This window comes from Candidatus Krumholzibacteriia bacterium, from assembly GCA_035268685.1.
GTDB lineage: Bacteria > Krumholzibacteriota > Krumholzibacteriia > JAJRXK01 > JAJRXK01 > JAJRXK01.
This window is the reverse complement of the sequence record DATFKK010000023.1, coordinates 1-20,463: the sequence shown is the minus strand read 5'-3', so window position 1 is coordinate 20,463 and position 20,463 is coordinate 1. Positions and strand designations below refer to the sequence as shown.

The window sequence follows — 20,463 nt, the reverse complement described above, 5'->3', positions numbered from 1 at the left end:
GCTCTGGTGGGCGCGGTCGTCGCGTTGCTGCTCCGCGCCCTGCCCACCGAGAGTCGGCACCTGCGTCGCGGGGCGTGGATCCTGGGTGCGGTCGGTGCGCTCCTGGCCGGCGTGAGCCTCTGGGACGAGTGGCTGCTCTACCTCAACCGCGTGTCGGCCGGGACCACCGATCCGGTGCTCGGACTCGACGTGGGCTTCTACCTGTTCACGCTTCCCTTCCTGTCGGCCGTGCAGGGACTGCTGGCCTGGGCCGTGGTGGTGGCGCTGGGGGCGACCGTGCTCGCGAGCCTGCAGTCGGGTGAGAAGCGTCTGCGTCTGCGGCCGGCGTCGGAGATTCCTCTCGGCACGCTGTTGGCCGGCACGATCGCCCTCGCGGCGGTGCTGACCTTCGACCGCATCCTCGCCGTCTTCGAACTCCTGAACTCCGACTGGGGCGTGGTGGCCGGTCCGGGATGGACCGACGTGCACGTCCGCCTGCCCGCACAGATCCTCGTGGCGGTCGCCACGCTGGCGCTGGGTCTGCTGGCGTGGTCGCCCACCGTCCGGGCGTGGGCAGGCCACCGGGGCGAGGGCGCCGACCGGGGCCTGCGTGGCCTGCGCCACCTCTGGGTGGGCATCGCCGCGATCTGGATCCTGGCCCTGGGCGTCGCCCCGCGCCTGGTGCAGTGGCTCGTGGTCGAACCCAACGAGATCACCTTCGAGCGGCCGTACATCGAGAACAACATCGCGGCCACCCGTGCGGCCTTCGGGCTCGACCGGGTGGAGCAGCGGCGTTTCCCGGCGCGCGACGAATTGACCCGCGCGACCATCGACGACAATCGTGATCTGCTGAACGAGGTCCGGCTCTGGGACTGGCGCGCGCTCGATGCGGTCTACAAGCAGTTCCAGGAGATCCGCCTGTACTACGAGTTCGCCGACGTCGACATCGACCGCTACGCGATCGGCGACCGCACCCGGCAGGTGATGGTCTCCGCGCGCGAGCTCCAGCTGTCGAACCTGCCCGAACAGAGCCAGACCTTCGTCAACCGCCGCTTCAAGTACACGCACGGCTACGGCCTGACCATGGCCACGGTGAGCGACTTCACCGAGCAGGGCCTGCCGAACCTCCTCGTGCGCGACATTCCCCCGAAGGCCGAGCCCTCCGAACTGAGCGTCGATCGTCCTCAGATCTACTACGGCGAGCTGACCGACGAGCCCGCGGTGGTGAACACCGAGGAGCGGGAGTTCGACCATCCCAGTGGGGACGAGAACGTCTACAACCGCTACGCCGGCAGCGGAGGCGTGCAACTGAGCAACTTCTGGCGGAAGCTGGTCTACGGCTGGAAGTTCGACGGCACTCGCTTGCTCGTGTCGGGCTATCCGACCGCGGAGAGCCGTGTGCTCTTCCATCGGACGATCCTGGAGCGCGTGCAGCGGGTCGCCCCATTCCTCGAGATCGACGAGGACCCCTACGTGGTGCTCGTCGACGGTCGGATCCACTGGATCGTCGACGCGTACACCCGCTCGGATCGCTACCCCTACAGCGAACCCTACTCCTCGCGCGAGGTGATCGAGTACCGCGACGGCGACCGCACGCGTCGGCTCGAACGCACCACCGTGCCCTCGATGCACGGGGCCAACTACGTGCGCAACGCGGTCAAGGTGGTGATCGACGCTTACGACGGCAGCGTCGATCTCTACGTCTTCGAGCCCGACGATCCGATGGTCCGGGCGTGGCAGAGGGCGTTCCCGGACGTGTTCACGCCGCGCGAGCAGATGCCCGACGCGATGGAACGTCACGTGCGCTATCCCGTGGACCTGCTGCTCGTGCAGGGCCTGGTGCAGGCCAAGTACCACATGCAGGAACCCGAGGTCTTCTACAACCAGGAGGACCTGTGGGTGCGGGCCACCGAGAAGTACTACTCGGGTGTGCAGCCGGTGGAGCCCTACTACGTGATGTGGGAGCAACAGGGATCGGACGAGGTCGAGTTCGTCCTGATCCTGCCCTTCACGCCGAAGAATCGCCAGGTGCTGATCGGCTGGATCGCCGGTATGTCCGATCCTCCGAACTACGGCCGCTTTCTCGCTTACGAGTTCCCCAAGGACCGCCGCGTGATCGGCCCGCAGCAGGTCGAGACCAAGATCGATCAGGATCGGTTCCTGTCGGGGCAGCTCACCCTGTGGGACCAACGCGGCTCGAACGTGATCCGCGGCAACGTGCTCGCGATTCCGCTCGACGAGACGCTGCTCTACGTCGAGCCCATCTACCTGCAGGCGGAGACGGCAGCGTATCCCGAACTGCGACTGGTGGCCGTGATGCACGGCGACGACCTGAGCTACGCCGAGTCCTTCGACGCCGCGCTCGAGGGACTGTTCGACGACACCGCCGGCATGCCCGAGGGAGTCGCCACGCTCGGACGCCGCGACTTGATCCGGCGTGCGAACGAACTCCTGACCGAGTACGGCCGACTGCAGGGCGAGGAGGACTTCGAGGCCGCGGGCCGGCGTCTACAGGAGTTGAGCGACGTCCTGCAGCGGCTCGTCGAGGCCGACGAGTCCGGTCGCTCGCGCTGATGGAAGCGATTCCCGGATCCCGGAGCCCGGAATCAGTGAGCGCCCCATGCATGCGTTTTCGTTCTGCTCCTACCCTGCGATTCCCAGCAGGGGAACGGATCGAAGTGCCCGCGGCGAGCCGAGAAGGAGCAGCCCCATGAAGCGGCATCAGGTGTGGTCGATCGTACTGGCCGGTGGTGACGGTCAGCGTCTGCGTCGTCTCGCGACGGACCGTTCGGGTCGTCCGATTCCGAAGCAGTTCTGGGAGTTCGACGGACAGCGCAGTCTGTTGAACGCCACTCTCGACCGCATGGGTCCGCTCGTTCCGCGTCGCCGTGCCGTGCCGGTGGTGGCGCGCGATCATCATCGCTGGTGGCGGACGGAGCTCCAGGGAGTACCGCACGAGAACGTGGTGGTGCAGCCCGAGAACCGCGGGACCGCAGCCGGGGTGCTCCTGCCCCTGATGCGCGTGGTCGACCACGATCGGAATGCCATCGTGGCCGTGCTCCCGAGCGACCACTGGGTGCGCGACGGCGAAACCCTGCGGCGCAGTGTGGCCACGGCCTGCGCCGCCGCCCGGGACGATGATCGCCGTCTGATCCTGTTGGGGATGGAGGCTGCCGACGGCGACGTCGAGTACGGCTGGATCATGCCCCGCTCCATCGGTGCCCCGGGGCTCTGCGCGGTCGACAGCTTCGTCGAGAAGCCCGGCCGGGAGAAGTGCCGAGAGCTGCGGCGACAGGGGGCCCTGATCAACAGCATGATCATCGTGGCTCGGGCGGCGACGCTCCTCAACATGTTCTACCTCGCCGTACCGCGTCTCCTGTGGGAGTTCGTCAAGGCACACGAGAGCGACGAGGGCGGCGGCTTCGACGAGGTCTACGAATTCCTGCCGCGGCAGGACTTCAGTCGCGACGTGCTCGAGCCGCTGGCAGACCGGCTGACCGTGCTCCCGGTGCCCGAGTGCGGCTGGACCGACGTGGGAACGCCCGAACGGGTGGCGCGAGTCCGGCGGGCCGATCGGCATCCGTTGCGGGTGCGCCGTGCAGCGGCCGGGGGCTCCCAGGGCGTCTCGGTCGAGCGCTGAGGACCACGGAAGGGCACCGCATGAAGCATCGATCGCAGTTCGCGAGTTCGCAATCCGACGACCGGGACGACGGGCAGCCGTCGTCTCCTCCACCGGACGGTCCCGAGGAGGGGGGCGGGATCGATCGAGGCCGCATGGTCCTGTGGGTCCTGTTCAGCTTCGTGATCGCCTACTGGATCGTCAGCGCGATCACGGCCGGGCCGGATCACGGTCCGAAGATCGCCTACACGACCTTCCGCGAACACCTCGAGCAGGGCGAGCTGCAGCAGGTCCGGGTGAAGGGCGAACGGATCGACGGCGAGCTGAGCTCCGAGGCGCTGTTCGTCAGCAACGGTGACAGCACACGCTACGATCGCTTCGTGACCTATCTGCCGTCGTTCGGAGACGAGGAACTGCTCCCCGACCTGCGCCAGGCCGAGGTCGAGATCGAGACCGAACGCGAGAGCGACACCTCGTGGTGGTCGGTGCTCATCGGTTTGGCTCCGCTCCTGTTCCTGTTCCTGCTGGGTTTCCTGTTCCTGCGGGGAATGGCCTCGCAGGGGCGCAACATGCTCAGCATCGGGCGCAGCAAGGCGAAACGCGCCGAACCGGAGCGGGAGAAGACCACCTTCGACGACGTGGCCGGTGCCGAGGGCGCCAAGAGCGAGCTGCGCGAGCTGGTGCAGTACCTCAAGAGCCCGGGCCATTTCCAGGCGCTCGGGGCGGCGGTGCCGAAGGGCGTGCTGCTGGTCGGTCCGCCGGGCACGGGCAAGACTCTGCTCGCCCGGGCCGTCGCCGGCGAGGCCGACGTCCCCTTCTTCATCATCACCGGCTCGGACTTCATGGAGATGTTCGTCGGCGTGGGTGCGAAGCGGGTCCGCGACCTCTTCGACAAGGCCAAGAAGGTGGCGCCGAGCATCATCTTCATCGACGAGCTCGATTCGGTGGGGCGTCACCGTGGCGCCGGTCTGGGCGGCGGGCACGACGAGCGCGAGCAGACCCTGAACCAGTTGCTGAGCGAGCTCGACGGCTTCGAACCCTCGGAGAACGTCATCGTGATGGCGGCCACGAACCGCCCCGACATCCTCGACCCCGCCCTTCTGCGCCCCGGTCGTTTCGACCGTCACATCGCCGTCGACCTTCCCAGCAGCCGCGAGCGCGCCGAGATCCTGCGGATCCATGCACGGGGCAAGCCGCTGGCCGATGACCTGGATCTCGACGAGGTCGCGCGCGGCACACCCGGTTTCAGCGGCGCCGATCTGCAGAACCTGCTGAACGAGGCCGCGTTCACGGCGGCGCGCGAGGACCACGAGAACATCCGGCCCTCGGACATGGACGAGGCCCGCGACCGGGTGCTCATGGGACTGGAGCGGCGCGGGTTGGCCCTGAGCGATCGCCAGGTCGAATTGCTGGCCTACCACGAGGGCGGCCACACCCTCGTCAGCGCGGTGCTGCCGCACGCCGATCCCATCCACAAGGTCACGATCGTGCCGCGGGGTCGCTCGATGGGGGCAACGCACCAGATGCCCGAGGACGATCGCTACGTCTATGAGCGCAATTACATGCTCGACCGTCTGGCCGTCATGCTGGCCGGTCGTGCGGCCGAGAACGTCGCGTTGGACACCACCACCACCGGCGCCGAGGACGACCTGCGCCAGGCCACGTCGCTGGCCCGCCGCATGGTGGTGGACTGGGGCATGGGCGAGGACACCGGCTTGATGGTGTCGAGTCAGGGGTCGAACCAGGAGGTGTTCCTGGGCGAGGAACTGACGCAGCGCCGCGAGAACAGCGAGGCGACGGCGCAGCTGGTCGACGACGAGGTGCGCTCGATCCTCGAGCAGTCCTACCGGCGGGCCATCCAGGTGATCGAGGAACACCGCGACGGGCTCGACCGCATCGCCCGCGCGCTGATCGAGGACGAGAAGATCAGCGGTGAACGTGTCGAGGAGTTGCTGGCCGAGTCCGGCGCTCCGCAGTGATCCGAGGTGATCGCCGATGTTCTGGGTCGACCTGTTCTTCGCCTTCCTGGTCGCCACCGTGCTCAGTGTGGTGCTGGTCGGTCTGACGGGCTGGCGCCGCCCGCGGCGTGAGGAAGAGGGCATGTGGCCCTCGCTGATCGCGCTGTTCGTGGTGTTGGTGTTGATGGTCTGGGCCGGCGGTGTCTGGGTGACCCCCTTCGGACCGCCCGTCTGGGGCGGTTACTGGGCACCCTTCCTCCTGGTCGGGGTCATGGTCGCACTGTTGATCGCCACACTCACCACGGCCGCGCGCCCGCCCCGGGCCCGGCGCGAGCCGCGCGTGGAGGGCGAGATGGAGGCCGAGCAGGCGGCGGCCTCGTTCTTCGGCCTGTTCTTCTGGCTGCTGCTGGTCATCGGGATCGCCGCGCTGGTGATCCGCTACGCCTGACCCGCGTTTGCTCAGGGACACGACGAGCGGGGCGATCGTGCGATCGCCCCGCTTCGTCGTGCGCACCGGATCCAGTGCGCGAGTTCCGACTGGAGGTCTACTCCTTCAACATGAAGGTCACCTTCATGTTGACCCGATACTCGTGGATCTTCCCGTTGTCGGTGTCCACGTACATCTCCTTGATCCAGGCACGCTGGATGTTCTCGGTGGTGGACGACGCGCGCTTCAGACCGTTCGCGATCGCGTCCTCGAAGCCTTTCGGCGAAGCGGCCGTGATCTCGATGTTCTTGGCGACGGACATGTCGACTCCTTTTCCCTCGCGCGGGGAGTGTCGGGTTCCCTTCGTCAACGCTCCGATCCTCGCAGGTGGAGCACGGTGGAGCGATGGGCGGGGCTCCCGTGCCGAGGGCGGGCCGGATCCGTGGGGGATCATCGGGCGATCCACGATGTCCCGCCGTCCGGCTCAGTCGGAGCCGTTGCCGTCGCCACGGTCGCCGGCGACGTGGTGGATGAGCAAGGTCACGTGATCGTTGACGCCGTCCTCGCGGACCAGGTCGCCGAGCGAGACGACGCCGATCGGCAGGTCCGCCGTGTCGACGACCACCACGCGGCGGCAGCCCTCCCGGGCCATGCGATCCGTCACGGTGGCGATGTCCTCGTCGGCTTCGCAGGTGATGGCGCCGACGGACATGACGTCCTCCACGTAGCCCGTGAGGGGGCTCACGGCGTCCGCGACGGCTCGAACGACCACGTCCCGATCGGTCAGTACGCCGATCACGCCGTTTTCGCCGATCACGGGCAGAAAGCCGGCATCGGTGTCGCGCATGAGCTGCGCGGCACGATGCAGGGTCGCTCGTCGCCGGACGAGGACCGGGTTCTTCGTCATGACTTCGCGGATTCTCATGGTGTCGGGCTCCGGGTGGCACCGCCCGCGATTCCGAACCGGGACGGGCGCAACAGGTGAGAAGGCCGACGTTCGTTCGTCGGTTCGATCGAGATGCAATCACCACAACAGTTGGGCGGAAATCGGTCAAGGGTGGTCGTCCTCATGGGGGACGGCCCCATGGTCATGGGGCGCCAAGGGCTTCACCTTCGGTTCTGGTTGCCCCCGCAGACTCCGGTGACGATGTACGTACCGATCGACAGACGAGCCCCGGCCCAGAACGGCCTCGTGTCTCCCGAAGCGTGGCTCACCACCGTCGAGAGCACGGGCACGGTGGCCTCGGGTTCGGGCTGCGCCGACGCGATCGGAGTTCTGCGCCGCGCTCTGCACGCCGACGCGGTGCTCTTGCGCACCCTCGACGACGATCATCGGGTCTGGGAGAACTACGCGGAGGACTCCACGGCCTTCAACCACCGGAACGTCCTCCGAGCCTTCGATCTCGTGTCCGAGCGCGCGCCCGCGGGCGCGCCGCTCGACGTGATGCAGGAACACCGTGGTCCTGCCGTCAGGCTACGAGCCTGGGGAATCCGGGGAGTCGTCGTGACGGACTCCTGGGACGAGAGGCTCCGACTCGAGGTCTACCTCACACGGCGGGTCGCCCTCGAGTCCCACGACGAGACCGGCCTCCAGATCGTCGCCCGAGACCTGGCCGCGGTGGTGGACACCGAGCGCCTCGGAGACCGTTGTCGCACGATCGAAGCCTTCGTGCGCCGTCTCGGCGACGCCGGGCCGACCATGGTGCACGTGTACTCCCCCGATCGCGGCGAGACCATGTTCGCGAACGGGCTCTGCCGGGAGTTCTTCGCCGCGAGTGACCTCGAGCCGCATCCTCGGCGTCCCAGTACACACAATCGGCATCCCTGGCTGCAGAGGGTCACGGCCCGCGATCGGTCCCGGCTCCGCGAGCAGCTCCTGAGAACCGAGGTGCTGCGCGATCGCGCGATCGAGAACGGGTCCTATCGTTTCCGACAGGGCGGCGACGAGGTCCAGCTCCAGCTCTGGTCCACGCGCATTCCCGGCCGGATCACGGGCTCGCACGACGAGATCGTGGTCACCGCGCTCGATGTGACCCGCGAGCGCCAACTCGAGCGACACATCGAGCGGCTCGAGATGACCGAACAGCACGACTTCGGCCGCGAGATCCACGACGGAATCTGCCAGGACCTCATCGGCCTCCAGATGTCGGTGGACCGGTTGCGGCGACGGGAACGCCCCGCCGAGGACCAGTTCTCGGCCGCCCTCGGCCGCATCGGCGAATCGCTGGGCACGTGCCTGCGCCGCGCCCGGGCCATCGCCCGAGGCGTGCACCCCGTGGAGCTGCAAGGCCACGAACTGGGCCCCGCCCTGGTGAACCTGGTCGAGACCACCTCCGAGCGGTTCGGCGTGCGCTGCCGCCTCGTCGAACGTGGTATCTTCGACACGCTGGAGCCCCAGGAGGCCCTGCAATTCTACTGGATCGCTCGCGAGAGCGTGCTGAACGCCGCCCGCCACGCGCAGGCCGATGCGATCGTCGTGCACCTGCACGGCGAGACGCAGGTGGTGCGGCTCCGCGTGGCCGACGACGGCTGCGGATTCGATCCGCGGTCGGAGGACGGCGACGGAATGGGACTGAAGATTCTCGAACACCGGGCCAGGGTCATCGGTGCCACCCTGGCGGTGCGTTCGGCACCGCAGGCCGGAACCACGGTGATCTGTGAGCACCGAATCTCCGGGAGTGAAGACGATGAGGCATGACGATTCGAAGACGAGCCACGTGACCTCGAGCGTCACGCGTCTGCTCGTGGTCGACGACCATCCGATCGTGCGGCTCGGGCTCGTGGAGTTGTTGAGCGAGCAGCCCGACCTCCAGGTCGTGGCCGAAGCCTCCAACGCCAACGAGACGATGGAGGTCCTCGAGAACGAGTCGATCGATCTCCTGGTCCTCGACCTGTCCCTCGAGGGGATGGACGGCCTCGAGCTGATCAAGAACCTCAAGGCCCTGCACGGCGATCTGCCGATCCTGGTGGTGTCGACCCACGACGAGAAGTTCTACGCCCAGCGTGCGCTGCACGCCGGGGCGCTGGGCTACCTGTCGAAGGAGTCGGCCACCGACTACATCGTCGACGCGGTGCGTCGCGTGCGCTCGGGCAAGATCTACGTCAGTGAGGAGATGTCCGACCGCATGCTCCACAACATGGTGGATGGACGCCACGAGGCCACGGACTCTCCGATCGATCGGCTGAGCGACCGCGAACTCGAGGTGTTCCGCGGCATCGGTCGTGGTCTGAGCACGCGCCAGATCGCCGAGGAACTCAGCCTGAGCGTGAAGACCATCGAGACCTACCGCGAGAACATCAAGACCAAGCTCGACTTCGCCGACGGTCACGAAATGGTCCGCTACGCCGTGCAGTGGGGCCTCGAGGACACCTGATCGGCCCCGTCGTCGGCGGGGGTCGGGGAATTCCCCGGCCCCGGCCGGCGCACCCACCCAAGCGGCTGTACGGTTCGCACTCTGCTCCCACCGGCGTCCGGTTCCGGCACATTGACCCGTGTCGACGGGACAGGACCCCGAAGCCCCGGAGCAGAACCATGCGCGAAGCCCTGCAGCAGAAGATCGACGATCTCGGAACGCGGATCAACGACCTGCGCGACCAGATCGAGGACGCGGCCGAGCTCCGCGACATCGAGAGCGAATACCTGCAGGCGCGAGAACGCATCGATGCGCTCGGAGACCAGATCGATGACCAGTCCGACCTGGCGCTCCGCGAAGCAGCGCGCGCGCTCGACGAACTGGATCTTCGTCTGAAGCACCTGAGTTCGGCGTCCTGATCCGGAGCGACGACTTCCCCCATCGAAGGAGGCTGCCGTGCTCGGTTGGGCCGTCACGTTCTTCGTCATCGCCCTGGTCGCGGCGTTGTTCGGTTTCACCGGGATCGCGGTGGCCGCCGCGAGCATCGCCAAGGTGCTGTTCTTCATCTTCCTGGTGTTGTTCCTCGTCGCACTCGTGATGGGGATCTTCCGTGGCCGTTCACAGCCCCCCACGGTGTGAGGAGGCGAGGAGACTCGATCATGAATTCCGTCACCGGATCCTCCCTCGCCGGCTTCCGGCCGTTCCTCGTCGTGCCGTTCCTGCTGGCGCTCATCGCCTGCGACGAGCACACGGGCACGCCGGGTGACACCGGACCCGATGTCCGCGTGGTGCCCCCGGTCGCCGAAGTGCCAACGGGCCAGAGCCTGGACTTCGACGCCCTGGTCAACGGGACGGACGCCGACGGCGTCACGTGGACGGTCATCGGCGACCCATCCAGGGGAAGCATCACTGCAGACGGCGTCTACACCGCTCCCGACACGATTCCCGAGCCGCCGACCGTGGTGATCGAAGCCACGGCCCAGGCCGTTCTCGACGCGCCGGGACGTGCCGAGGTGACGATCGTGCCGTCGGAAGGGGGCGCGGCGCGATGAGTTATCGCTTCGAGCCCGGCGAGAAGGTCGAGCGGGGGGTGAAGCGCATGGCGCGCGAGCAAATCGACAAGGCACTCGCCGAGATCGATTCCGACGAACTGGACGTGCACGAGCGCGTGCACCAGGTGCGTAAGCGGTGCAAGAAGCTGCGCGCCATCGCGCGTCTGGTGCGCCCCCCGCTCGGCTCACAGTACTCGGGGATCAACCGTCATTACCGGGACGCGGCACGCCCCCTGTCGGACGCGCGCGACGCCCATGCGATCATCGAGAGCTTCGACGACGTCGTCGAGGACCGTTCCGACGAGATCGTCGACGGCTCGCTCGATCCCGTACGCGAAGCCTTCGTGCGCCGGCGCGAGCGTGTCGCTCCCCGCGAAGAGGTCGAAACCCGCCTGTTCGGGGCGCGGCAGGCCCTGACCGCAGGACGGGCGGCCCTCGACACCTGGCACGTCGACGAGGACGGCTTCGACGCCGTCGCGGGCGGCGTGAAGAAGGTCGTTCGCCGCGGCCGCAAGGCAATGGGCGCGGCGACCGAGAAACCGACGGTCGAGAACTACCACGAGTGGCGCAAGCGCGCCAAGTACCTGTGGTACCACGCCCGCATGTTGCGCCCCCTGTGGCCGGAGGTGATGAAGGCCTGGCGCGACGAGGCCGACCGCCTGAGCGATCTGCTCGGCGACGAGCACGACGGTGCCGTCCTGCGCGCGATCCTGCAACGAGAACCCGAAATGGCCGAGGTCGAGGGGATGCCGCTCTACCTCGCGCTGCTCGACCGACGCAGCCAGGAGCTGCGCGCGCGTGCGCGCCGTCTCGGAGCGCGGATCCACGCGGAGAAACCGAAGCGATTCGTGGGCCGCCTCGAGGACTTCGATGCCGCCGACGGCGTGCTCGCCTGAACCGACCCGCACCCCCGGAGGAGCCACCCATGAGAACGCCCCGACTTCGCGTTACGCACGTGCTCGCGCTCGCCGTCCCCTTGATCTTCGCTGCGGGCTGCGCTCGCCAGACGGTTCTCCGACCCGGTCCCGATGCCGACGAGGTCTCGTGGATGGAGCAGGCGGCCGTGGAGGAGGTCGACGACGTCCGGATCGTCGCGCAGGTCGACACCTGGCCCGGGGATCCCGATGTCGAAACCCATGTCACCCCGGTGCGCGTGGTCGTCGAGAACGACAGTGACCAGCCGGTGCGGCTGCGCTACCAGGAGTTCGCGCTCATCGCCGCCGATGGGTCCCGCTTCGCCGCCCTGCCGCCCTACGCGGTCGAGGGCGAGGTCACCGACCGTACGATCGTCGAGCACCCGCAGCCCATGAGCGACCCCATGTTCGAGTACCGGCGGTTCACCGTGGCTTCGTACACCGGTCCGGTGTACCCGACGCTGGGTAAGTACGAGGGCCGCTTCGTCTACGACCCGTATTACTACCACTACTACCAGGACTACTGGGTGGACTACGAACTGCCGACGGTGACCATGCTCGAACACGCGATCCCCGAGGGCGTGATCGCCCCCGACGGGCGTGTGGCAGGGTACCTGTACTTCGAGCCCGTGCCGCCCGAGCAGAGCAAGGTGCGCTTCCGTGCCGACGTGGTGAATGCCTCGAACGGACAGATGCTCGGGGAGGTGTCGATTCCCTTCGTCGTCAAGTGACACGGAGTCTGCGGATGCGGTCGAGCAGTTCGGAGTCGTCGGGCATGAGTCCCGGTTCGACCAGGCGGTCGACCAGTTCACGCCAACCGCCCTCGTGTGCGAAGCATCGGCGGAAGAGATCGAGTGCGCGGTCGACGTCTCCGATGGCCACGTGGCTCACCGCCGTCCAGAACGCGATCTCTGCGCGATCGGGGGCGAGTTCGAGCGCGCGGAGATGGGCCTCGAGGGCCTCCTCCAGTCGGCGTTGCCCCAGCAGGACCTCGCCCTCGACCATGTGGTCGTAGGCCCGGGCGACATCGAGCGAACGACGGAGCTCGCGCAACGGCTCTGGATGGTCGTCGACGCGGATGTCGACCACCTTGTCCTTCCACGACTCCCCGGTGGGCTCGCCCGTCATCACGACGAGCGCGCAGGACTGCATGCCGCGGATGTCGCCGCCTTCGGCCTGTCCGGCCTCCAGAGCCGCCATGAGGCGTTCCGACAGGACTCCGTCGGTCGACTCGAAGGTCTCGGCCATGGCGTCCCACACGGTGGGCCGGGCCATGAGGTTCGCGGCCACGCAGTAGTCCGGACCCTGCCGGTGGCCCGCATGGACGATGCAGCGTGTGCCGGTGTGGATGGTCGCGGCGCGCGGCGTCAGCACGCTGATCTGCCGCACCTCGCGGTCGGGATCGTCGGCGAGGAGTTCCGGCAGGACGATCGTGGGATCGCCGCCGTCTTCGAGCCGGCCGAGGATCCGGGGCCCGTAGCCGAACGAGGCCAGCGATTGCGTGGCGACGGCCCCGACCCCGGCGCGCACCCACAGCACGTCGGCCACGTTGAACCAGTGCGACTGCACGGCGGCCCCGATGCGCCCCGTGGAGGGCTCGTGGGCGACGATCGAATAGGTGGTCGCGATCTGCACGTCGGCCTCCGCCGGCTGAGGGAGCGGTCGCACCCCCATGGGAACACAGCCCGGGGCACGGCGCGAGCCCTGCTCGAAGGGACCCGCAGGGCGGTTCTGGTGTACAATCGACCACCTGTCGCCTGCGCCCCCCTTGCGTTACCCTACCCTCCAGGCACCCCCGGAACGAGCCCATGACGAAGACCGCGCGAGACCTCGCCGCCATCCCCGTGCTGGCCGCTCTCCTCGTCCTGATCCAGCCCGCCGCGCCGGCCCAGGCCGCCACCATCGACGGCACCGTCGAATGGGCCGGGATCAGCCACCTGCCGATCCAGGACCGATCGCCGATCGTGCCCCTCGACGGGGAATCCTTCTCCGTCCGCGTCCGGACCTGGCGCAACGACGTCGAGGAGGTGCGGGTCGTCCACGACGTCGACGGCACGCCCGAGAACGCCTCGGTCGTCGGTCAGCTCGGTCCCTACGACATCTGGGAGGCCGCGCTGCCCACCTCGGGCGCCACCGGGCGCGTGGAGTACTCCTTCGAGCTGCGCGACGGCGCCGACACCGACTACCTGTCGCTGGACGGCATGACCGAGGATCCGCCCGCCGGCGCGCTCTTCGCCGTCGACTTCACCACGCTCGAGCACGCGCCGCGCGGGGCGACGCCGCACCCGGACGGCGGCACCGTCTTCCGCGTGTGGGCGCCGAATGCGCCCGTGGCCTACGTGCGCGGATCCTTCAACGGCTGGGGGCTGAGTGACTCGATGACCCCGCTCGGCGAGGACTTCGTGGCCTACGTGCCCGAGGCCGGGATCAACCAGCGCTACAAGTTCTTCTTCGACCTACCCGCCTTCGACAAGTGGGCCGTCGATCTGTACGCGCGCGCCATCGACGAGACCGACAACAACAACAACCTGATCCAGGATCCCACGCTGTTCGGCTGGACCGACCAGGACTTCCAGCGGCCGTCGCTCGAGGAGATGGTCATCTACCAGCTCCACATGGGCACCTTCTCCGGCGGGGGCGACGATCCGCTCGGCACGCCCTCCTTTCCGGCAGGATATCTCGACGCCCGCGCACGCGCCGACCATCTGGCCGAGCTGGGCGTGAACGCCGTCATGTTGAATCCCGTGATGGAATTCCCGGGCGAGCGTTCGGCCGGCTACAACCCCATGAGCCAGTTCGCACCCGAGCGCAGCTACGGTGCCCCGAACGACTTCAAACGCTTCGTCGACGCGCTGCACGCTCGCGGCATCGCGGTACTGCTCGACATCGTGTGGAACCACCAGTCGATCGCCAACAACGTGTACTGGGAGTACGACGGGCAGCAGAGCTACTTCGACGACCCGCCCCAGGACACTCCCTGGGGGGCGCAGCTCGACTTCGACCGCGCGGAGGTGCGGGAACACCTGCTGCAGAGCATGCACGCCTGGTTCGAGGAGTACCACCTCGACGGCTTCCGCATGGATGCGACCGATTTCATGAACATCGGCACCCAGGAAGCCTCGGGCTGGTCTCTGATGCAGGAACTCAACCAGCAGGTCGACAACCGCTGGGCCGACCGCGTGATCATCGCCGAGCAGTTGCCCGACGACGACTTCATCACGCGGCCGGTGGACCAGGGGGGCGCCGGATTCGATGCCCAGTACTTCGACGCCTTCACCGATCGACTGCGCGAGGCGGTCCTGGCCAGCGCCTTCGGCGATCCGGCGATGTGGCAGATCCGCGACGTGATCAACGGCTTCGGGACCTATCTCGAGGGCAACAGGGTGGTCAACTACGTCGAGCTGCACGACGAGGCCTGGCCCACCAGCGGCGGCGGCCGTCTCGTGAAGCAGATCGACACCACCTTCCCGCACGACGACCAGTTCGCGCGCGGGCGCTTCACCCTGGCCCAGGGTCTGGTCCTGACCGCCCCGGGCGTGCCGGCCATGCTGCAGGGCAGCGAGTGGCTCGAGAGCCGTGACTTCGGCACCGACGAGGGCAACCGCATCGACTGGGGCAAGAAGGTCCAGTACGCCGGCGTGTTCGCACTGCACCGCGACCTGATCGAGCTGCGGACGCAGCGTCCGGAGCTGCGGGCCGATGCCTTCTGGCAGGTGTCGCACCTGAACGAGGGCGGCAACGTCATCGGCTTCCGCCGTGGCCTGGGCGACAGTACGCTCATGGTGCTGGTGAACTTCTCGAACGCCACCTACCCGGGTTATCGGATCGGCGTGCCTCTCGACACCGAGTGGCGCGTGCTGCTCGACAGCCAGGACGCCGCCTACGGGGGGTCGGGTGCGCTCAATCCCGGTGTGCTGCAGGCCCAGCAGGGATTCTACGACGGCTTCGGGCAGAGTGTGCAGATCGAGGTGCCGGCCATGAGCATCCTGGTACTCGAGAAGGCGCCCACGTCGACCGGGGTCGGTCCGATCACCGGCCCGTCTTCGGACGCCGGCACCCAGCTGAAGCTGATGCCGGCCGCGCCGAATCCCGCGAGCGGCGTGACCGTCGTGCGCTTCCGCCTGCCGGCGCAGGAGGCGGTGCGCGTCACGATGCACGACGTGCGCGGGCGCCGGGTCCGCGTGCTGGCCGACGACATGTTCGAGGCCGGGGAGCACAGCCTGACCGTCGACACCCGCGAGCTGGCCAACGGCACCTACTTCGTGCGCATGCGCACGCTGAACACCTGGCGGGCCACGAAGCTGACGATCACCGAGTGAGGCCGCGGCGCGGCAGGAGGGAGCGTACCACCGTGACCGACATCGGTTCGGCTCCCCTCTGTCATCACCCCGAACTCGCTCCCCTCGTCGCCGATCCGCTCGATGCCGCACGTGTCGGGCGGATCGCTGCGTTGCTGAGCGAATGGCAGACGCTGCGCATCGAGCGACTGCCCACGGGGCTCGTGTCGGCCGTGCACGGTGCCGGCGCCAACGAGGTGTCGGGCTACGACGCCGTGTGGTTGCGCGACACCGTCCACGTGGCCCACGCCTTCCATCGCACCGGCGAATCCGACGCCGCGGTCGAGATCCTCGGCGGCATCCTGGAGTTCCAGCACAGGACCGTCGCTCGCTTCGACGACGTGATCGGCGGCCGTGTCGATGCCGGCGATCCGCACGAGCGCCCGCACGTGCGCTTCGACGGCCGCACCCTCGAAGAGATCGACATGCCGTGGGCCCACGCCCAGAACGACGCCCTGGGCTACGTGTTCTGGCTGGCCGCGGTGCTGATGCGCGACGGCGTCTGGATCCCCGACGCCGATCAGCACGCGGTGCTGGCCCGGTACCCGGCCTACTTCGAGGCCATCGACTACCCGAACGATCGCGACAGCGGTCATTGGGAAGAAGAGCGGCGCCGCACGGCATCGAGCGTCGGGACGGTCGTCGCCGCGCTCGAGACCATGGCCACCGCGCTCGAGCGCGTCGACGGCGAGCTGCGCGGACCGCACGGGTTCTTCGGACCCCTCTCACTGCGCTCGCTGGCCTTCCGCGGTCGCGCAGTGCTCGACGTGCTGCTACCGCAGGAGTCTCCGCCCGAGCGCGGGGCCGACGCGGCGACACTCTTCCTGATCGAGCCCCTGGGAGTGATCGGCGGGCCGACGGCGGCCGCGATCCTGGACCTGGTCGACCGCGAGCTCGTCGGCCCGCACGGCATCCGCCGGTACCGCGGCGACAGCTACTGGTGCGCCGACTACCGCGCGTTGATCGCGCCGGAGAGGCGCAGCACCGACTACAGCACGAGCACCGCCGAGCGCGACGCCCTGCTGAAGCCGGGGACCGAAGCGCAGTGGTGCATCTTCGATCCCGTGCTCGCCGTGTACCACGCCCGGCGCTACCGGCGCACCCGGCACGCCGGGCATCGCGCGCGTGCCGATCATCATCTGCGCCGTGCGATCGGACAGATCACCGGACCGGGGGAGTGGTGTGCGCCCGGACTGTGCACCGAGGCGTGGTTCCTCGCGTCGAGCGACGAGGGTGTGTACCGACCGAACGACCAGACGCCCCTGGCGTGGACGCAGGCGAATCTGCGGTGGGCGCTCGAGGAAGCGGGCAGCGCGCTGGGCTGAGGGTTGGAGGTTGCGACGGCGGGCGTGATATCCTTGCATCACGAGCCGACGACGACATCTCTGCGCCAACCCGAGGAGCTCGTATGTCCACCGCGTTTCGTATCCTTCTCCTGTCCTGCTGCATCGTCGCCGTATCGTTCCCGTCGGGGAAGGTTCGGGCGCAGGAGGGATTCGTCGACGCCCTGCCGGCGCCCGTGTCGGAGCGTGCCTCCGAACCGCGCGGTGTCGAGCCGGAGGGCGAGCCCGTCCCCCAGGCCGATCCGTCCGAACTCGACGAGGCCGCCGCACGGCGCGCCGGCGATCCGCCGATCGGCATGCCCGACTTCTACATCGTCGAGCAGGACCAGGTGCTCGACGTCGACGCCGCCGAAGGCGTCATGCGCAACGATCGGGAACCGGAGGGCGAGTCCTTCCAGGTCGTGAGCTTCTTCCCGCCGGACAACGGCACCCTGTCCCTGGTCACGACCGGCGCGTTCACCTACGAACCGGATCTGGGCTTCGCCGGCGTCGACAGCTTCCGTTACACCCTGAGCGACGGCGACGTCACGTCGGACCTGGTCACCGTCCGTTTCGACGTCCAGGAGTCCTTCGCGCGGGCTCCGATCGCCGTGGCCGATCACTTCTCGGTGGCCGCGGGCGAGACCCTCGTCGTCGAGGCTCCTGGCCTGCTGGCCAACGACTACGACCTCGACGGGGACGCGGTGACCGCGCGGAGCTTCTTCTCGCCGCCGAACGGGGACCTGTCGCTCAACACGGCCGGCGCGATCGAGTACGTGCCGAACGAGGGGTTCACGGGAATCGAGACCTTCACCTATGCGATCGGCGACGGGGCGTTGAACTCCGAGGTCGCCGGCGAGGTGAGCATCGTGGTGTACGACGGCAATCGCGCGCCGGTGAACGCCCAGGACGCCTACTACACGCCTGCGGACACGCCCCTGTCGATCGATGCCCCGGGTCTGCTCGTCAACGACGTCGATCCCGACGGCGACACCATCATCGCGCAGTCGTTCTTCCCACCGGAGAACGGCGACGTTTCGCTCGTCGTCAACGGCTCCTTCACCTACACGCCGGATCCCGGCTTCGTCGGCACCGATACCTTCGTGTACGTCAGCTCCGACGGGGAGGCCTCGTCGACGTCGACCACGGTGACGCTGGTGGTGGGGACCTTCGGTGACATCGCCACCGGTGTCCTGACGCCACCCACTCCTGGCGGCTTCGCGCTCGAGGCTCCGACACCGAATCCCTTCAACCCGTCGACGGAGCTGCGCTTCCGTCTCGACGACGCCGGTCCGGCGCAGCTGAGGATCTACGACCTGCGCGGGCGTCTCGTGCGCGAACTCGTCGCCGAGACGCGGACGGCCGGGACCTACACCGCGACCTGGGACGGCACCGATGCGTCGGGGCGCGCCGTGGCGAGCGGAGCCTACGTGGCGGAGCTGCGGAGTGGTTCGAAGCGGGCGGTGCAGAAGCTGCAGCTCGTCAAGTGACGTCGTCGGCGGCGGGCTCGAAGACCACGAAGGCACCGTAACCGACCACGCGCGCTGGCGAGCCCATCGTGTCGGCCGAGGTCCGCAGGTCCACCCGCTCGACCTGCAGGCCCCGGTCGATCGCCACGCGGAGCAGTCCCTGGATACCGATGCAGCCGCAGGCGTCGTCTTCGTCGACGTGCTGCGGCTTCCGGCGTTCGATGGCCTCGGCGGTGGCCCTGTCCAGACGCCGTGCCGTGGCCTCGTCGTGCTCGTGGCTCAGGTCGGAGCTGACCACGAGCAGAGTGTCGGGCTCGGTCCAGAGCGCGTCGACGAGGGTGGCGCAGTCCTCGCCCGTGGCGAAGCCGACCAGCACCGGCAGGACCGAGACGTCGTCGAGCACGAGCTGCAGGAAGGGCAGCTGCACTTCGAGGCTGTGCTCGAAGCGGTGCGGAGGATCCTCCTCGAGCACGTCGTCGCGCGCGACGGCGCGGGCGCGGAGCTCGGGATCGACGGCCACGTCGCCCAGCGGGGTGCGGAAGGCATCGGCGCGCGGCACGACGAAGCCGCCGAAGACCGACCGGTGGCTCGGCCCGACCAGAAGCACGCGCCGGATCGGTTCGGTCCGCGCCTGCAGGCAGCGGTACGCCGAGGCGGCCACCGGACCGGAGTAGTCGTACCCGGCGTGCGGAACGATCAGTGCCTGCGGCGACCGGGCGGCGGACGCCGGCCCGGCGAGCAGGTCGGAGACCGTACGCTCGAGGGCGGACGCCTCGGCGGGGTAGAAGAACCCCGCCACGGCCGGATCCCGAACGGTGATCATCGCGCACCATTCCCGGGCCTCGGGGTCTTGCCCCACTATACACCCCATGAACACGCAGGGTCCGACAACTCCGGTCGCTCGCTACTGGCACGTGCTCGACGACGGCCGCGTGCAGTGCGACGTGTGCCCACGCGCCTGCCGCCTGCGTGACGGGCAGCGGGGCTTCTGCTTCGTGCGGGCGAACGAGGGCGGCCGGCTGGTCCTCACCACCTGGGGCCGTTCGAGTGGCCTGTGCGTCGACCCGATCGAGAAGAAACCGCTCTATCACTTCCTGCCCGGCACGTCGGTCCTGTCGTTCGGGACGGCCGGGTGCAACCTCGCCTGCCGCTACTGCCAGAACTGGGAGCTGAGCCATGCCCGCTCGGCCGCGGTGTCGGCGGTCGAGGTCGAACCCGCAGCGGTGGCGACGGCGGCCGTCGGCGCGGGATGTCCCAGCGTGGCCTTCACCTACAACGACCCCGTCGTGTTCCTCGAGTACGCCGTCGACGTCGCCCGGGCTTGTCGTGCCCGTCGCGTGCGGACCGTGGCCGTGACCAACGGCTACCTGTGCGCCGAACCGCGCCGCGAACTCTTCGCGCACCTCGACGCCGCCAACGTCGACCTCAAGGCCTTCACCGAGCGCTTCTACCGCGACCTCACCGGAGGCCACCTGCGACCCGTGCTCGACACGATCGAGTACGCCGTCCACGAGACCGACGTCTGGATCGAGCTGACCACCCTGCTGATCCCCGGACACAACGACGCCCCGCGCGAGATCGACGCGCTCACCCGCTGGGTGGTCGGACACCTCGGCCCGCACGTACCCGTGCACTTCACCGCCTTCCATCCGGCCGGGCGGATGCGCGACGTTCCTCCGACGCCGCCGTCGACCCTGCAGCGCGCGCGTCACATCGCACGCGCGAACGGACTGCGCACCGTGTACACCGGCAACGTCGTCGACCCCGAGGGGTCGCGAACGGTGTGCCCGTGGTGCGGGGAGGTGCTCGTCGAGCGGGGTGGCTTCGCGGTGGTCCGGCGCGCCCTGGCCGACGACGGCAGCTGCGAACGCTGCGGCGCGACGATCGACGGGGTGTTCGAGGCGGTGGGGTGAGGGCGGTGTGGTGAACGGGGTGTGGTGAGCGGGGGTTGGTGAGCGGGATGTGGTTGACGGGTTGTGGTGAGCGGGGGTTGGTGAGCGGGATGTGGTTGACGGGTTGTGGTGAGCGGGCTG

At 68.5% G+C, this 20,463-nt stretch carries 19 protein-coding genes; 15 read left to right on the top strand and 4 right to left on the bottom strand.

All coding sequences use genetic code 11. The annotated features are described in order from the left end of the window. The 4 genes from VKA86_02540 to VKA86_02525 form a co-directional block, all read left to right on the top strand. On the top strand, positions 1–2,553 hold a 2,553-nt coding region (locus tag VKA86_02540; GenBank protein HKK70067.1), incomplete at its 5' end, for a UPF0182 family protein. A gap of 136 nt (positions 2,554–2,689) precedes the next feature. Next, complete coding sequence (locus VKA86_02535; protein HKK70066.1) at positions 2,690–3,619, top strand: sugar phosphate nucleotidyltransferase; 930 nt, start codon at positions 2,690–2,692, stop codon at positions 3,617–3,619. Positions 3,620–3,639: 20 nt separating this feature from the next. After that, entirely contained in the window at positions 3,640–5,577 is a 1,938-nt protein-coding gene (gene ftsH / locus VKA86_02530; protein HKK70065.1) for an ATP-dependent zinc metalloprotease FtsH, read from the top strand. A 16-nt stretch (positions 5,578–5,593) separates the two neighbouring features. Continuing rightward, on the top strand, positions 5,594–6,004 hold the full coding sequence (locus VKA86_02525; protein HKK70064.1) for a hypothetical protein: 411 nt from the start codon (positions 5,594–5,596) through the stop codon (positions 6,002–6,004). A 97-nt stretch (positions 6,005–6,101) separates the two neighbouring features. Here the strand turns inward: VKA86_02525 and VKA86_02520 are convergent, their stop codons facing one another. Together VKA86_02520 and VKA86_02515 are read right to left on the bottom strand one after the other, a co-directional pair. After that, complete coding sequence (locus VKA86_02520) at positions 6,102–6,305, bottom strand: dodecin family protein (GenBank protein ID HKK70063.1); 204 nt, start codon at positions 6,303–6,305, stop codon at positions 6,102–6,104. 162 nt (positions 6,306–6,467) lie between these two features. Then, entirely contained in the window at positions 6,468–6,908 is a 441-nt protein-coding gene (locus VKA86_02515) for a CBS domain-containing protein (GenBank protein ID HKK70062.1), read from the bottom strand. 267 nt (positions 6,909–7,175) lie between these two features. Between VKA86_02515 and VKA86_02510 the strand changes: the two genes are divergently transcribed. The 7 genes from VKA86_02510 (at position 7,176) to VKA86_02480 (ending at position 12,033) form a co-directional block, all read left to right on the top strand. Next, positions 7,176–8,681, top strand: a complete 1,506-nt coding sequence (locus tag VKA86_02510; protein HKK70061.1) for a sensor histidine kinase — start codon at positions 7,176–7,178, stop codon at positions 8,679–8,681. Continuing rightward, the gene (locus VKA86_02505; GenBank protein HKK70060.1) at positions 8,671–9,357 is read left to right on the top strand and encodes a response regulator transcription factor; all 687 of its coding nucleotides are present in this window, start codon (positions 8,671–8,673) and stop codon (positions 9,355–9,357) included. Before VKA86_02510 ends, VKA86_02505 begins: the two co-directional genes overlap by 11 nt. Positions 9,358–9,515: 158 nt before the next feature. Continuing rightward, complete coding sequence (locus VKA86_02500; protein HKK70059.1) at positions 9,516–9,755, top strand: hypothetical protein; 240 nt, start codon at positions 9,516–9,518, stop codon at positions 9,753–9,755. Between the two features lie 37 nt (positions 9,756–9,792). Continuing rightward, complete coding sequence (locus VKA86_02495; protein HKK70058.1) at positions 9,793–9,975, top strand: DUF1328 domain-containing protein; 183 nt, start codon at positions 9,793–9,795, stop codon at positions 9,973–9,975. 20 nt (positions 9,976–9,995) lie between these two features. After that, positions 9,996–10,388 (top strand): hypothetical protein, encoded by a 393-nt coding sequence (locus VKA86_02490; GenBank protein ID HKK70057.1) that lies wholly within the window; start codon positions 9,996–9,998, stop codon positions 10,386–10,388. Further along, the gene (locus VKA86_02485; protein ID HKK70056.1) at positions 10,385–11,284 is read left to right on the top strand and encodes a CHAD domain-containing protein; all 900 of its coding nucleotides are present in this window, start codon (positions 10,385–10,387) and stop codon (positions 11,282–11,284) included. Before VKA86_02490 ends, VKA86_02485 begins: the two co-directional genes overlap by 4 nt. A gap of 29 nt (positions 11,285–11,313) precedes the next feature. Beyond that, positions 11,314–12,033 (top strand): hypothetical protein, encoded by a 720-nt coding sequence (locus tag VKA86_02480; GenBank protein HKK70055.1) that lies wholly within the window; start codon positions 11,314–11,316, stop codon positions 12,031–12,033. Here the strand turns inward: VKA86_02480 and VKA86_02475 are convergent. Then, entirely contained in the window at positions 12,026–12,937 is a 912-nt protein-coding gene (locus VKA86_02475) for a DUF1028 domain-containing protein (protein HKK70054.1), read from the bottom strand. The two genes, VKA86_02480 and VKA86_02475, sit on opposite strands and share 8 nt — an antisense overlap. A 173-nt stretch (positions 12,938–13,110) precedes the next feature. On the opposite strand from VKA86_02475, the gene VKA86_02470 reads away from it, so the two are divergent. The 3 genes from VKA86_02470 to VKA86_02460 all read left to right on the top strand — a co-directional run bounded on the left by VKA86_02470 (position 13,111) and on the right by VKA86_02460 (position 18,451). Continuing rightward, a complete protein-coding gene (locus VKA86_02470; GenBank protein ID HKK70053.1) occupies positions 13,111–15,621 on the top strand; it encodes an alpha amylase N-terminal ig-like domain-containing protein in 2,511 nt (836 codons plus the stop codon). 32 nt (positions 15,622–15,653) lie between these two features. Next, positions 15,654–16,964, top strand: coding sequence for a glycoside hydrolase family 15 protein (locus VKA86_02465; protein ID HKK70052.1), 1,311 nt, complete (start codon positions 15,654–15,656; stop codon positions 16,962–16,964). Between the two features lie 83 nt (positions 16,965–17,047). Further along, entirely contained in the window at positions 17,048–18,451 is a 1,404-nt protein-coding gene (locus tag VKA86_02460; GenBank protein ID HKK70051.1) for an Ig-like domain-containing protein, read from the top strand. Here the strand turns inward: VKA86_02460 and amrB are convergent. Then, complete coding sequence (gene amrB, locus VKA86_02455; protein ID HKK70050.1) at positions 18,444–19,253, bottom strand: AmmeMemoRadiSam system protein B; 810 nt, start codon at positions 19,251–19,253, stop codon at positions 18,444–18,446. The two genes, VKA86_02460 and amrB, sit on opposite strands and share 8 nt — an antisense overlap. Before the next feature lie 46 nt (positions 19,254–19,299). Between amrB and amrS the strand changes: the two genes are divergently transcribed. After that, positions 19,300–20,343 carry an AmmeMemoRadiSam system radical SAM enzyme gene (amrS, locus tag VKA86_02450; GenBank protein ID HKK70049.1) on the top strand — a complete coding sequence of 348 codons (1,044 nt, stop codon included), beginning with the start codon at positions 19,300–19,302 and terminating at the stop codon, positions 20,341–20,343. The last annotated feature ends 120 nt before the right edge of the window (positions 20,344–20,463 follow it).